Annotated in this window: 11 protein-coding genes and 1 other RNA gene; 2 read left to right on the top strand and 10 right to left on the bottom strand. The window is 41.9% G+C overall.

The annotated features are described in order from the left end of the window. Positions 1-32: 32 nt before the first annotated feature. The 8 genes from B5771_RS18095 to B5771_RS24845 form a co-directional block, all read right to left on the bottom strand. Complete coding sequence (locus B5771_RS18095) at positions 33-737, bottom strand: glycerophosphodiester phosphodiesterase (RefSeq protein ID WP_088188772.1); 705 nt, start codon at positions 735-737, stop codon at positions 33-35. 17 nt (positions 738-754) lie between these two features. Next, entirely contained in the window at positions 755-2,335 is a 1,581-nt protein-coding gene (locus tag B5771_RS18090; RefSeq protein WP_088188771.1) for a Na/Pi cotransporter family protein, read from the bottom strand. Between the two features lie 356 nt (positions 2,336-2,691). Beyond that, a complete protein-coding gene (locus B5771_RS18085; protein ID WP_047808844.1) occupies positions 2,692-3,915 on the bottom strand; it encodes an anaerobic glycerol-3-phosphate dehydrogenase subunit C in 1,224 nt (407 codons plus the stop codon). A gap of 15 nt (positions 3,916-3,930) precedes the next feature. Continuing rightward, on the bottom strand, positions 3,931-5,163 hold the full coding sequence (gene glpB / locus B5771_RS18080; protein ID WP_088188770.1) for an anaerobic glycerol-3-phosphate dehydrogenase subunit GlpB: 1,233 nt from the start codon (positions 5,161-5,163) through the stop codon (positions 3,931-3,933). Positions 5,164-5,175: 12 nt separating this feature from the next. Next, positions 5,176-6,792: an anaerobic glycerol-3-phosphate dehydrogenase subunit GlpA gene (gene glpA / locus B5771_RS18075; protein WP_088188769.1), complete on the bottom strand. Its 1,617-nt coding sequence runs from the start codon at positions 6,790-6,792 to the stop codon at positions 5,176-5,178. 38 nt (positions 6,793-6,830) lie between these two features. Next, on the bottom strand, positions 6,831-7,640 hold the full coding sequence (locus B5771_RS18070; RefSeq protein ID WP_047808847.1) for an HAD-IIA family hydrolase: 810 nt from the start codon (positions 7,638-7,640) through the stop codon (positions 6,831-6,833). A gap of 402 nt (positions 7,641-8,042) precedes the next feature. After that, positions 8,043-9,455, bottom strand: coding sequence for an MFS transporter (locus B5771_RS18065; RefSeq protein ID WP_047808848.1), 1,413 nt, complete (start codon positions 9,453-9,455; stop codon positions 8,043-8,045). 401 nt (positions 9,456-9,856) lie between these two features. After that, positions 9,857-9,964: a CatA-like O-acetyltransferase gene (locus B5771_RS24845; protein ID WP_242966899.1), complete on the bottom strand. Its 108-nt coding sequence runs from the start codon at positions 9,962-9,964 to the stop codon at positions 9,857-9,859. 303 nt (positions 9,965-10,267) lie between these two features. Here B5771_RS24845 and B5771_RS18055 point away from each other — a divergent pair, with 303 nt between their 5' ends. Together B5771_RS18055 and B5771_RS18050 are read left to right on the top strand one after the other, a co-directional pair. Continuing rightward, positions 10,268-10,597 (top strand): type II toxin-antitoxin system Phd/YefM family antitoxin, encoded by a 330-nt coding sequence (locus B5771_RS18055; RefSeq protein WP_242966877.1) that lies wholly within the window; start codon positions 10,268-10,270, stop codon positions 10,595-10,597. Position 10,598: 1 nt separating this feature from the next. Further along, positions 10,599-10,910, top strand: coding sequence for a type II toxin-antitoxin system RelE/ParE family toxin (locus tag B5771_RS18050; protein ID WP_088188768.1), 312 nt, complete (start codon positions 10,599-10,601; stop codon positions 10,908-10,910). Positions 10,911-11,144: 234 nt separating this feature from the next. Here B5771_RS18050 and ssrA read toward each other — a convergent pair. Further along, positions 11,145-11,496, bottom strand: a transfer-messenger RNA (tmRNA) gene (gene ssrA, locus B5771_RS18045). 252 nt (positions 11,497-11,748) lie between these two features. Then, complete coding sequence (smpB, locus tag B5771_RS18040; RefSeq protein WP_047808849.1) at positions 11,749-12,216, bottom strand: SsrA-binding protein SmpB; 468 nt, start codon at positions 12,214-12,216, stop codon at positions 11,749-11,751. Positions 12,217-12,238 lie beyond the last annotated feature (22 nt).

The raw sequence follows: 12,238 nt of genomic DNA, 5'->3' as shown, positions 1-12,238 counted from the left end.
ATGAATTACACAAAAACGAATTGCCAAATCTTTTACCTGTTTTTTACAAACCGTTCCGGATAATTTGTAATAATCATGTCCACTCCTGACTCCAGGACATGTTCCATTTGCCACGGTTCATTCACTGTCCATGTATTAATACCAATACCTCGGCTATGGCTTTCTGACACTAACTCCGGATTAACAAAGGCAAAATGGGGGTGAAGATTAACAGCTCCCAAATTCTGGGCATAAATCCAAGGATTGATTGGCCCACACTCATATAGCAATCCCGTACTGATTTGAGGATGGTTCTTGATCACTTCAACGATTGTCTTATGTTCAAACGAAGAAATAATACTTTGATCGGTCACTCCGAACTTATCAAGCAATTTAACCACTTTGCCTACAATTCCCGGATATGGTATAAGCCCCGTCTTTATTTCAACATTAAGTGTAAGAGACCTGCCTTTTAACATTGCAAGTAATTCGTAGAGTGTCGGAATGGGGGCATATTTTTCAAAGGCCACTCCAAAATTAAGCTGCTTGAGTTCCTTTAAGCTAAAATCCTTAACCCAGCCTACGCCATCGCTCGTACGATCAACGCGCTCGTCGTGACAAATTACGATTTCTCCATCTTTTGAAAGCTGTACATCAAACTCAAAACCATCGACCCCATATTCAAGGCCTTTTTCAAAGGCTACTAACGTATTTTCCGGAGCTGAGCCAGCCGCTCCTCGATGACCTATAATCTTCATCTTTTTATCCTTCCTTATTAAACAATTCCCATGATGACCTGAGCAATATTTACTGTATGCTCATCTACAAGATACAGTAAACTAATTAAGTCTAATACAGCATAACGGAATATCTCTTTATTCCTGATCTCATTGTCTGCCTCATTTTGCGGGTTTTGAGCCAAATAATTAAACTGTAAGGTGCGCTGCAGGCGAACTGTCTCTGGATGGTCCCGTATCACTTCCCCTGCTGCCTCCGAATCCCAATGCTTTAATGCCTTGACGACAATTACAAGATGCTCGAATACTTGTTGATATAACTCAGCTAAGTGTTCCCAGCTTTCTTTTTGACCATTTAACTTTTCAAGATGCAATTTCTTAAACAATTGAATCATTGCCATGACTGCATCTCCAATATCTTCAAATTCCTTGAGGATAAACTGGATATTCATACTTTCTTCCGCTTGTTCATCCGTTAAGCCTTTTTGAGATAAAATTGCCAAGAAGCGCATGATGTGTCGGTAATACCAATCCACATGCTCTTCAGCCTTCTCAACGTTCTCTGCTAAATTCTCATTATCCTCTAAATAAGCTTCCGGAATTCTCTGCAACATTTTAGTACAAATAAAATCTCCTAAAAGACAGATTTCCTGATTCGCCTGTTTCAAGGCAACTGCCGACACTTCCAAGGAATCCTCATCGATAGCCCTGAATTTTAATTCGCTGTCTTGGCCAGTGCGATCCTGAATCAAACGATTCAAGGCTTTAGCTATTAGGTTATTAAAGGGGAAAAATATTATAACCATGAAAACCGCAAACAGTAAATGGGCATTCGCCACCTGCCGCTGTACATCGCTCGTTGTCCATTTAATAAGATAGGAAAATTGTGTCATAAAGGGATATACTAAAACTGCTGCTATGACCTTATAAGCTGTATTCGCTATTGCCGTACGCTTAGCATCCATTTTTTGGGCCGTAATGCTGGTTAGTAACGTTGTTACCGTACCGCCGATATGTGCACCGATAACTAACGGAACGATAGCAGCCAAGCCTAACAAATGATGACCTGCCAGAGACATCATGATTGCAAAAACACCGGTGCTGCTTTGAATTACTGTCGTTAAAATCAGTCCTACTATAATTGCTAATAAAGGCCTTGATCCCAATTGGGACAAAAACGTATAGACCTGAGGAATATCGCGAAGCGGAGCCGAGGCTGTAGACATATCAGCCATCCCGACAAAGATCAAACCAAATCCGATCAGTGATTGGCCTAAATGCTTCCACTGTTTATTTCCTGCAAAATAAAGTATAAACCCAATAAATAAAGCACCTAAGGCAACATCAAGGATTTGAAAAGCGATAAGCTGAATAGAGATTGATGTTCCTACCGCAGAACCTAAGACAATTCCCAAGGCCTGGGCAAGATTGAGCAACCCTGTATTCACAAACTCAACAACTAAAACTGTGGTCGCGGCGCTGCTTTGAAACGCAACTGTCATGATAACGCCAAATAAAACCGCTAAAAATTTCTTCTTTGTAATGGACTGTAGGATTTGTTTCAAACGATTGGCAGCAAATTTTTGTAATGCTTCTGAAGTTGTTTGAACCCCATACATAAAAATAGCCAATCCACCTAAGAAATACAATATAGTCTCTATACTGCTAATACTCTCTCAACTCCTTCCCCAAAATATCACTAAGTAAACGTTCTAAGTATCTAGATAAAATAAAAAAGCACAAATAAACCTGTACATACAGATAAATTTGCGGCTTTCTCTATACCTCTTGCCTAGCCTATCAAATTTTGTAAAGACTCAAAAAATAAAAAAATATCTTATCATTTCCATTATAATATAAAATCACCGTTTTATAAATACATCGATTTCTTAAAACAACTGAACTATCCACGCGAGCCTTCTCAACTATAATGAATACTTCGTTAAACTATGAATAGAGTCCTGCCGATACCGGTCTATAAATCATACGCTCTTATTAGGTACCACACAGGATGCTCTGTTTTAACACCGGACCCATGCTGAATTTGAACCTGACACCCTCCGCATTCAGTGGTCATTGTCTGAAATCTCCCCTCCGCAACTCCTTGTTGAACGCTCTGATACAATGGTTTCCCGATTTGCATGGCTATATCATACTTTTCTTCTTTAAAACCGTAACTTCCAGATAAGCCACAGCATCCGGCATCGAGATCTTGGATCTGCACTCCGGGAATTAAGCGCAGCAAGCGCACCGATGGCGTACCAATTCCTTGAGTCTTTAAATGGCAAGGTGCATGATAACCTAGAGAAACCGGCACCGATTGAAAGTCTTCACGGAGCTCTCCCCGTTCGTGCAGCTCCCACAGGAACTCAAATAAGTCATACGTTTGCTGTCCGATGTATTCTGCGCCTGCGGCAGCAAGTTCAGGATATTCTTCCTTAAGTGCCAAACCACAGCTGGTACAAGAAGTAATAACAGGTAGGCCGGCCTTCAAATACGGCTCCATAAGGGCCAGGTTCTTCTTGGCGTTCTCTCTTCCACGAGAAAAGTAACCGTTGGCTTGCAGCGGAACTCCACAGCAGTGGAAATTAGGAACAATCACTTGGTAACCATTGTGCTCTAATACTTTAACAACCGCCTGTGCCGTCTGGGCATCATTATACTTGGCAAAACAACCGGGAAAATAGACGACCTGTTTGTCTGATTGGACAAAGCTTCCTTGAGGTTTGAATTTGGTATGATACGAAGGCAGAGGGGCATGACGACTGAGACCCAAGATCTGTTCCATCAAAACACGCATTAAAGATATACTTAGCACTGTATTTGTCATACTCGGCCAGATTGTACCCAAGCGGCCTAAATATTCCGCTCTGCCCAAGACGAGATCTCGGAATCTGTGTTGGAGTGTCTTCCCGTCACTATGCTTACTCTGTTTGGCTCTTTCCCTGGCTCCCAGGATCATTGATGTAATTCTTACACCGGAGGGACAGGTTACCTCACAGGTCTTGCAATTTGAACAATAATTAAGACATTTTATATCCATCTCGATTCCTTCAAGTCTAAATCGTTCGGCATCCGGTCCAACACTCTTCGGACCCGGGAAAAGTGGGTTCACTGCGGCTACCGGACACAGAGCTGTACAAGCGCTGCATTTAATACAAGCATCCAAATTTTTAACGTTGTCCTGTTTCAGATCCATTATCCCGCATCCTTTCTATAAGATCTCTCCGGCTAACCATCCGGAAGCGAGTGACACCCCTCCGCCACAATGATCCAACCAGGGATCCCAATGAGCCAATAGGCGCCCAACAATCCGAACATTATCGAAGAGCGGTTCCTGATTTCCGGCAGCGAGCGGACGAAGTTCAGGATCAACCTCAACCCCCATCTTGGCATAGGGCTGTTCACCTAAAAATTCACTGTTTGTCCATTGAGCAGGTACGTATAAAGGCAGCCCCATAACAGACTCAGCTGCATCTTTAGGCCCTACCTGAATTCCTCCTCCGAAAATGCCACCCGTCGCCAGGATAAATGACTGCGCAGAAAAAGCGACATCTTTGCCTTTGCTCTTTACAATGACCGTATGACAGCGTTTCCCTTGAAACTCTACTTTCTTGACACCGGTCCCCACAAGTAATTCCCCGCCAAGTGCTTTAAACTTCTGTTTCAAGGCTTCATACAGGAACTGTCCGCTGGCAGAAGGCGGAAAAGCAGTCATTTCGACGATTGGCAAGGGAACTTCCTCGAGAACTCCTTTTAAGACATTTGAAAAACATGCTGCCAACCCAGGAAAGATAATTGCGCTCTTTTCGCCTTGCTTTTCGCCTGAAGTTGCCCCAGAGGAACTACAAGCCATTTCTTCGGTAAGTTTACCTAGGATATTTTTTAAATTGACTGCTCCCTGATCTGAACGCCAGTATTTTGCATAATCCATTCCCGTTATTAATTTTCCAGAATTACGCCAAATGTCAAAGGCTTCAACTGCAACAGGGTATATCTCAATCTTGGCTTTGGAATAAACTCGCTCTAACTTGGCTTTGATGACCTCCGGAAAAAAGTCTTTCATTCCTTCGGGAGCTATCAGCACAATTTCCTTGGCTTTCTGCAAAACTCCCGCATTTAGCCCAGTTGGCACCAAATCGGCCTCTCTCGGGGAGCCTAAAGGAGTAAGTACCTGCTGGGAATTCTGCCATGCTCCTTGATAATCCGGAAAAAGCCTTTGAAAATACTCCATTCCCGCTCGCACCACTGTTTCACCCATTAAAGCATACGGATGATTCTTTTCTTCCTTTAGGCGTTCAACATCTCCAAAATCCATAACCCCCGAACTATAGGTCAAGCTTCCCACGCCTTCAGAAATCACCAGCATCCGCTTGCCTTTTTCAGATGCCCGAATTCCTGCTATAAGCCCGGAGAGGCCCCCACCAATGACAATTCCATCCCACATGGGAATACCTCCTTATTCACCTCGGTTATCGTTCAGCTGAAGGATACTTGCATAAATCGCCCGAGTTAACTCCGTTTCCCTCAGCTGTTGTCCCCAGAGAACCCGGTGGATTCCTTTCCAGCGCTGATTAATAAAGAGTGTCAATTCTTTTTCTATAGGGTCATATCTCCCCTTATCCTTCCATAACAAGGGCAGGGCACGGTAAGTACAGAAGGCTCCTTGGCAAGTTCCCATACCTAAGCGTGTCTTACGCCGTATGTCTGCTAAATGATGTGTATCTTGGTCTGAAGCTATCTTTTCAACTTCTGCAACACTGACCATTTCACATTCGCAAAGCATTTTTCCTTTGCCGGGGTTTCGTTCAATCTCTGCCAAAACACTGTCAGCATCCTCACCCAGGCGATCAATCATTTTTTCAGCAGCAGCACAGGGCAAAAGCCGCCGTGCTTTTTCATGAACGGTATTGGGGACCTCTGACAAACATTCCTCTGCCGTGCGGCAAGGTGTGGCATTTCCTAACTTATCGGAAACCCAATCCGTAACCTTCTCAGCCATTAGCCGATAAGTGGTAAACTTTCCGCCAACGATGCTCACAATCCCACGAACTCCATCTCGGAGCTCATGGTCAAGTAAGGCGAACGTTCGGCTGACTTCCCGGCCTTCTTCCGCTGCCCCTGGAACATCACTGTCTTCCCGATGAAGAGGCCGAACTCCGGCAAAAGCCCTTATAACTCGATATTTTTCCAGCTCAGGCAGCACCTCTTCTCCTATTGCCAACAACTTCCTTGCTTCTTCCTTTAAGGGACTGTTTTCTCGGGGAGAATCAACAATTTCCGAAGTCGTTCCTAAAATCGTTATCGTTTCATGGGGAACAAAAATATCTCCATCTCCAGGCGTATGCAGCCGATTGATAACCCGTTGGAAGAGACGTTGATTAAATGCCAATAGCGTTCCTTTGTCGCAAATAACCTCTAATGAAACCCCCGCGAAAGCAGCAATCTTAGATGCCCATGCTCCCGCCGCATTGACAACAATTTTACAAGAGATGGTCAACATTTCTCCATTCAAAAGGTTTCGAGCGATCACACCCGTAACCTTCCGGCCCTCTAATTGAAGGTTCTCAACTTGATGGTAGGTTTTATAGTGTCCACCATAACGTTTAGCGGATTTCGCATTCGCCCAAACAAGTTTAAAACCATCAACCGCGGCATCGGGAACTTCGAATACCCTTACTATTTCCTTGCTTAACAAAGGTTCTTTTTCATAGGCCTCGGATAGAGGCACTTCATGGATCGGAATTTGGGCTTGAGCACATCCTTTAATCCATTGCTCAACAAACGACGAATCATCCTCAACCGTCTGTACGAACCAGCCGCCTGTGTCGGATATGCAAGGTGCTGCAATTTTCTTGAGAATCAGATTCTCCTCAATGCATTCCGAAGCGGAAATGGGATCCTTTACTGCGTAACGTGCCCCGCTGTGCAGTAATCCATGAAACCTAGAGCTTGTTCCATGAGCGAGATCACCCTGTTCTAAAAGTAAAGCAGTAATCCCCCGCATGCTTAAATCCCGTAATATTCCTACCCCAGTTGCGCCGCCTCCAACGATGACAACCTCATAATCGATCATGTGTCCTCCACCTCTTCTTTGATAGTGCCAGTGAAGCGTTATTCAATAATTTCATTACAAACTTTTGGCAGTTCGCGAACAGAATTTATTGTAAAATCAGGCTGCACACCGTTCGCTGGAATAACTGTCTTAGACTCTTTAAACCCAGGGTTTACCCAGATCGTTTTCATTCCGCCTTCGCTACCGAACTGTATATCAGTTGTCAGCCTGTCCCCAATTACTATGCAATGGTCTCTTGTAATTCCTAAATCCTCTATTATTTGCAGCGCTAAATCCTTGGATGGCTTACCGAAAATCATTTCAACTTTTCGCCCAGTCGTAGCCTCAAAAGCTGCGATAATTGCTCCTGCATCAGGTAAGCCATCATTCCGGTAAGGGCATACTGGATCGGGATTCGTGGCAATAAATGCAGCACCCTTTTTCAGGGCACGATGCCCGTTGAGCAGCTTTTCGTAATTCAATGTTGTATCAAAACTAACAAGTACAGTTTCCGCTGAGGAGTCTGCAGAAATTGCTATGCCGGCTTTTGTAAGCTGCTCAATCAGCTCCTGTTCACCAATTACATAGAGGCGGCCATACTTTTGCTTTCGCTTTTTTAGGTAGTTGGCTGTGATTACTGCAGAAGTAATTACTTCTTCTGGAAGGGCGTATATCCCTAGTCCCTTTAATTTTTTTACATAATATTCAACACTAAAACGAGGATTATTAGTAAGAAATCTAACCTTTGCATCTTTAGACCTTATCCATTCCAAAGCAGATGGTGCACCCTCGATAATTTCATCACCTATGTATAGTGTTCCGTCGAGATCAAATATAAAGGCATATCCGCTAAGGTCGTCGTTAAGCATTATTCAACCCCCTTATTTCTAAGCTAAGACATCGTTAAAACAAAAAACCGCAACCTTATCTATCCTTTCAAGAAGGAAATTTAAGGCTACGGTTTTCTCACATCTCCAAACCATAGTTTTCCACAGCTTTTGTTTTTCTGATGACTAACGAGGCCATTTTTAATCCACGGAATTTCATTAAAAAATTTGGATTACAACCATATAATCCTTCACCGAGTATTTTTGTAGTATACCTTAGTCTTCAATTGATGTCAACGCAGATCTTTGGTTAAATCATTGCTGATGCTGGTGTATGACCGACTTCGGCACGTAGTCCCGCTTGATGTGATGAAGCAGGAAAAGCTTGAACGCCTTGCAAATACCAGAGTACCGACAAACACAAGGCATTCAAGCTTTTTAAAATCAACGTGCTGTCGTTTGCAGTCTTATTTCCTCTCTAACTTCTTCGTCCTCTCGTTCAATGTCTTTACCAACGGGTTCCCATTTAATAATTAATGCTGAAATCAAGCCAATTAGTGGAGCTAATGATAAAATAAGCATGGTTTTGGAAAGTCCGAAGTTCGTAAGAATAATAGGAAAAGCGAACGTACCAATCATACTGCCTAAGCGACTTGATCCCTCAACGAACCCTGAACCGAGTCCACGAAGGCTTGTTGGAAATGATAACGCCCCCATAGTCATTCCATTTGACCCTGGTCCAGCCGAGTGTCCAAAGAGAAATAAAGCGACTAATAACGCTATGACCCACATCGGGACCCCACCATATGAAAATCCGATAGAAAGCATGGCGATAATGACAATTACGTAACCAAAAATTGACAGCTTGCGCGAACCCAGCTTAAATGTTAATTGAGCTCCGATAAACCCACCGAGAATCCCTGCCAAATTAATTAAAGCTGTTCCGCCAAGACTCTGCAGTTTCCCTTCACCCATTACAAAGACTGCGATAAGCGGAATGTATAATCCTACAGCATAATACTGCAAGCTTTGGGTCGTTTTTATAGCAGTTGCCAATATTGTGCGCGGCCTATATCTCTTGTTAAAGAGGATCTTTAAAGGTACTTTTTTCAGATGTTTGTCTTCGCTTACATCTGGTTGTTCCAATTTAACCTTAATTTTATAGGTTTTTTCTAAAATCTCCGTTGCCTCTTTTAAGGGCAAATTTTTCGCTGCCCACATTGGACTTTCCTTTAAGAACATTAACCGCAGAATCAGAACAGCCAGAGCAATGAGTCCACCCCCAGCTACACTCCATCTCCATAATGTATTTCCAGTACCTAAACTATAAAGTCCTATTACCACTAAAGCCGAAGATGTTGTGGCAAGATACCAAAACACTTGCCAATAATTAGTGTACTTCCCTCTTGATTTGAAATTACTAAGCTCTGTAATAAAGCTAAATGCTATGGGGACATCAATTCCAATTCCAATCCCCAGAAAAAATCTGAAAAAGCCCAGAATCTGCGGACTAGGGGATAAAGCGGCGCCGAAAGAACTTATCACGAGTAATATTAAATCAATTAGAAACATCAATTTGCGTCCAAATCGATCTGTGTATAGTCCTCCTACAAGCGCTCCAATCATCCCTCCGAAAGGCATTATCGTCATAATAACCGACAAACCAGCAGCTGTTAGGTGGAATTGCTTGATTAATTGATCGGTGGCTGTTCCTAAGATAGTCAGATCGTAGGCTTCAAGGAAGATACCCCCAAGTGCAATCAGAACAAGCATGAATGCTCGTTTTTGAGTAGGATTCTGATCAATAAATCGGATAATATCATCTTTTGTTTTAACGACAAATTCACCGTTTTTCATGCTAACCCCCCTCTTTCAATGAATTAAAATTAGTTCGCTAATACTCGCTTTTTCACCCCCTGACATATTACCGTTGCGCTTCGTAATACTCATAATTCAGCATACTTTCTTGTATCCATTTTTCTATAATTACGCTTCATTGTGAATTACGAAATGGACATTACAAGCTGGTAAAGATAAAATAAAAAGCCTTCTTCTAAGGCATACGTTCCCGTACGTCTTAAAAAAAGGCTTTTCTCTTTAAACTCCAGCCAATCCATATACAGCATTAACAGTAATTATGGCTTAATATTAGCACAATTTTGAATAATGGTCAAGCAGCCCCCGGTCTTTGCCCCAACAGGGGGGGCGTTTCGAAATCCAGCTTTATACCTTTAGGCAATAATTATTCTACTTCCCACTTAAATCCACTCTTCTGGATAATTCATATTTTCTTGGAATTTTTTGAGGAAAAAACCAACATGATATCCATCTGCTACAGCGTGATGTACCGTGATCGATAATGGCATCATTTTTTATTGGCTTTATCAAAGAATTTCCCTGCTTGTAATACAGGGGAAAAATTACTTTCATTTAACTGCTGATCTACCATTTCAATGATAAGGCTAAAAAACACATTACTTAATACAATTTCACATTATATCTTGATATTGAAGATCACAGGGGTGCAATATTAGGGGGAGTGACTTCCACGCCCCGGCATTTACTTATACTTTAAACAGTTTGCTAAAGCTCAATATAGATAAATATATTGACAAATTTATTAATATTCCATAAAATAACAATAGAAACTGTAGGGGAGGATTCCTTTTATGATTAACCCTAATTTTATCAGTAGTGCTATGAATTCTCTGGTGCCGATTTCCCGTTTCAATAAGGGTGAAGCCAATAAAATCTTTGAGGAAGTCCGGGAAACCGGCTTCAAGATTGTGCTAAAAAACAATACTCCGACCTGTGTGCTGCTCACACCTGAAGCCTATGAACAAATGCTCGAAACAATTGAAAATTACCGCCTACTTGTAGAAGCTGAAAAACGCCTAGAAAATTCCAAGGATGAGGATTTTATTCCAGCGGAACAAGCCATGCAGGAACTGGGCATTAGTGAAAATGATCTAATAGATTTAGAAGTGGAACTTGAATAGCATGTGGAAAGTAGAATATTTAAAGGAAGCTTTAGCTGATATTAAGCGACTCGATCACACTCAGCGTTTACAGGTCGTGAAAGCCATCAATAAAGTTGCCGTTAACCCATTATCCCAGGCTGAAGGCGGCTACGGAAAACCTCTTAGCAATAAAACCGGCACGAACCTTGCCGGTTATTGCAAGATCAAACTGTTAAAACTTGGGTTACGGGTAGTATATAAGGTCGTACGGGAAAACAGCATCATGAAGATCGTGGTGGTTTCCGCAAGAGCAGATGATGAGGTTTATATTCTAGCTCAAAAGCGTATTTAACAATAAGACTATCTGAATCTTGATTTAGCAATTCTTTACACCTTTTAACGATTCCTATACTTTTCAACGAAAGTAGTAATCGTTAAAAAGTTGGGTGCATCATTTAACGATTTGGGTTCAAAAACAGAGAAAGCACCGCCCTAAACGATGCTTACACTGCCCAAAAACGCCGAAAAGCCCAGTATTGCTGGACTTTTTATGTTCAAAAATTGTATCAATTATTGAGTACTTATTTGGCGGAGGCGAGGGGACTTGCACCCCTGTATCGAAGAACGACCACAAAAGCGTCTACGCGTGTGTCCTTTAATTTAAGTTTCGCCGGTCGTGACTCCTAAAGGCAAGGATTCATTTCAGGCTAGCTCGATCATCTTAGCTAATGTCTCCGAGCATTGACATTAGAGCGTCCTACTAATTTGACACCCTGAACCCTTCACCGTAGGTCAGAAGGCAGGATGCTAGCGGCACTTAGGCAGCTAGAGCGAAATTATCTTCGTTAACTATTTGTTTCCACCGTTTAACGAGACCAGGTGGAATCTCGACGCGCAACTTTTGCCACCGCTTCCCCGAGCGAGTCTAAAACGCCCCCGAATTAATTACATGATTAGTATATCATATTTAAGCATAAAACAAACTAATTTTCTTTGGAATATGAGGATTATCATGGTAAGTATTTATAGTTATTTTAATTATCATCTCTGTGTGTTCCTTTAATATTATTTACCCTGAGCAAAAGGAACGAATATAATTCCAAAATTTAGTTGAAATAAATCTATAGTTTATAAATAATTAAATAACTATAATCAGTGGGATTGATATTGGCAAAAATGTCTTTACTCTGTTAACTTCTGTTCCGATCTTTTAATGCTCGTTCAATATCTCGTTTACTTTCCTTTTCGGCTAGTGCTTGACGCTTATCGTAATTTTTCTTCCCTTGAGCAACTCCTAATTCGACTTTTGCCAAGCCCTTTTTTAAATACATTTTAGTCGGAATTAGGGTTAGGCCTTGCTGCTGAATCTTTCCGACTAATTTACTAATTTCTGACCGGTGTAATAGCAGCTTTCGAGGCCTTAACGGATCATGGTTAAAGCGGTTTCCTTGTTCATAAGGACTGATATGCATTTGATACACCCAAATCTCGCCATTATCTAAATGGGCATAACTGTCCTTTAAGTTTACACGTCCATTCCTGATTGATTTTATCTCAGTTCCGGTAAGGATTATTCCAGCTTCGAGTCGGTCTTCTATGAAATAATCGTGAAAAGCTTTACGGTTTTCAGAGACAACCTTTATCCCTTCAGAAGGCATATTTAGTTCCTCCTTTCATCTC

The sequence above is a fragment of the Desulfosporosinus sp. FKA genome, assembly GCF_002196785.1.
Taxonomy (GTDB): Bacteria; Bacillota; Desulfitobacteriia; order Desulfitobacteriales; family Desulfitobacteriaceae; genus Desulfosporosinus; species Desulfosporosinus acididurans.
The sequence above is the reverse complement of the archived record's forward strand: the minus strand, read 5'-3'. Positions and strand labels throughout refer to the sequence as shown.

Excerpts from the sequence above, each read along its gene's own strand:
- B5771_RS18055 (WP_242966877.1), top strand. The coding sequence starts at position 10,268 with ATGATTAACCCTAATTTTATCAGTAGTGCTATGAATTCTCTGGTGCCG.
- B5771_RS18065 (WP_047808848.1), bottom strand. The coding sequence starts at position 9,455 with ATGAAAAACGGTGAATTTGTCGTTAAAACAAAAGATGATATTATCCGA.
- glpA (WP_088188769.1), bottom strand. The coding sequence starts at position 6,792 with ATGATCGATTATGAGGTTGTCATCGTTGGAGGCGGCGCAACTGGGGTA.
- smpB (WP_047808849.1), bottom strand. The coding sequence starts at position 12,216 with ATGCCTTCTGAAGGGATAAAGGTTGTCTCTGAAAACCGTAAAGCTTTT.
- B5771_RS18050 (WP_088188768.1), top strand. The coding sequence starts at position 10,599 with ATGTGGAAAGTAGAATATTTAAAGGAAGCTTTAGCTGATATTAAGCGA.
- B5771_RS18085 (WP_047808844.1), bottom strand. The coding sequence starts at position 3,915 with ATGGATCTGAAACAGGACAACGTTAAAAATTTGGATGCTTGTATTAAA.
- B5771_RS18090 (WP_088188771.1), bottom strand. The coding sequence starts at position 2,335 with ATGTATGGGGTTCAAACAACTTCAGAAGCATTACAAAAATTTGCTGCC.
- B5771_RS18095 (WP_088188772.1), bottom strand. The coding sequence starts at position 737 with ATGAAGATTATAGGTCATCGAGGAGCGGCTGGCTCAGCTCCGGAAAAT.
- B5771_RS24845 (WP_242966899.1), bottom strand. The coding sequence starts at position 9,964 with ATGCCATTATCGATCACGGTACATCACGCTGTAGCAGATGGATATCAT.
- B5771_RS18070 (WP_047808847.1), bottom strand. The coding sequence starts at position 7,640 with ATGCTTAACGACGACCTTAGCGGATATGCCTTTATATTTGATCTCGAC.
- glpB (WP_088188770.1), bottom strand. The coding sequence starts at position 5,163 with ATGTGGGATGGAATTGTCATTGGTGGGGGCCTCTCCGGGCTTATAGCA.